1 protein-coding gene and 1 pseudogene are annotated in these 1,716 nt (G+C 42.8%); both read left to right on the top strand.

All coding sequences use genetic code 11. From position 1 onward, the window contains the following. Nucleotides 1–1,166: pseudogene (locus MiSe_RS48895) on the top strand (hypothetical protein); the annotation flags it as partial. A 180-nt stretch (nt 1,167–1,346) separates the two neighbouring features. Next, nucleotides 1,347–1,716 (top strand): hypothetical protein (locus MiSe_RS48900; protein WP_226594757.1); only part of this gene is annotated, 370 nt, incomplete at its 3' end.

Consider the following 1,716-nt stretch of genomic DNA (forward strand, 5'->3'; position numbering starts at 1 on the left):
TTAACGAAGTTGCAGGCGCTGGGATCCTCAAACAAGTTGGCGAGCAAATGGTTGAAGAATTGGCTAGTTCAATAGCTAATTTAATTCGATCTGTTTTTCGAGGCACCGCGACTACTTTGTTTGCTTGTAATTTTAAAAACGTGCGAAAATTAATTCGCAACAATTCAACCTTAATTGGGCAAGTATTTGCCGAGCAAGCTCAACGAGCGGTTCAAGCTTGGGGTACATCTGGAGCCAAACCTTGGAGTTTCGCGCCAGCAACCGAGCAAGCAGTTGAAAGTATCCCTAACGAAGCGCTGCGAAACTTTACAGAAGAAATGCTAGAGGAATTTTTTGAATCTTGCGTAGAAGCTGGTTACGTTGTTGCCAATTCAATTGATAGTTTGATTGCTGCACAAAAATTTAAAGCTGATATTTTAGGCAAGCAGCGAGTAGTAGAAATTACTCCCTATCGAGATATTCCTAACGATAGAATAATTTTAGCTGGCAACGAAAAGGTGTTGCTGCCTCAAATTGTCAGCACCCAATCGCACTATCAGTTAATTGATAACAGAGATATCGGCGACGACTTAGGGAATTTTAGAACAGAACTTATTGGTAGCAATCCAATTAGCTTGCCAATTAAAGCTAAACCTCCCTACAAGGACAGATCCGCACCTAATGGAGTACTAACTAAAGCGGAATACACGCTTCCTTGCCTTAAACGCAGTATGGTTGATTGGGAACGAATTAAATTAGCTGCTGGCGGGAATAATGGGTACAATTGGGGCAGGTTTAAAGCTACTTGCAAGTTAAAAGCTTCAAACGATGGGATCCATTGCATGATTGTTTACGGAGGCAGCGAACAAGAAGCAGAAGAAAGATTGCGAGCTTTAGTAGGTTTAACCGAGTGCGAATTACTAACTCTTAATGTTGGTGAAGAGAAAAAGGTCGGTCGCCGCGCAACCAATGTAGCCCTTTACAAAGACACCGTTCGCGTTTATCCAGCTTGGTTTACGATCGTTAACCAACAAAAAGTGTTGTTTGAAGAAAATAGCATTAAAATGTTACGGGGAAATTATCAAAGAACCAGCTCTCCAAAAATTCGGTTATTTACCGACACAAAACCAAGCGGCATAGATGAGTTAATTGCCCAAGCGCTTAGAACCCCCGGTTCTGCTCCCTAAGCACCTCTTGACGAATGTTCAACATAGCTGTATAAGCTTCTGCCTCGGTTATGAAAAATTGTTGGGTTAGCCGCTGAATTAAATCGCTTCTAGGCCAGTAATTCCTTGGCTTTTTGCTAAATCGGGATTTGGTCTTTTTTAAGGCTCTGCGACTTCTAGTAGAGAGAGAAATGTAAATTTTTGTTTCAAGTTCGGTCATCTCGATCGCCTGTGCTTCGTGACAACCTTAAAGGTTGTTACTGCGCGGTTACGCGCAGTATAGCCCATTGCGACCCTGATGTCAAAGTAGGTTACAAAACTTACAATGTGGCAAGTGATTGGATTTTGGATATGCCTTGGGGTAGACAATCTCGCGTGGTTTCTGTTGTGTTGGGAACGTTCAATTATGGGTTTCGGACTACTTGCAGAGAGACTACGAGTTCAACTTTAGGTCACGTGAATGCAATGACTAACAGCGTGCTAGCAACTGGAACAGTTTTAGGATGCAACAGGCCCAAACCAGGAAGCGCCAGTAAACCAGGTGCTACAACCAACGGGGAAAGTTCGTTTG

The organism is Microseira wollei NIES-4236 (assembly GCF_020521235.1).
Lineage (GTDB): Bacteria > Cyanobacteriota > Cyanobacteriia > Cyanobacteriales > Aerosakkonemataceae > Microseira > Microseira wollei.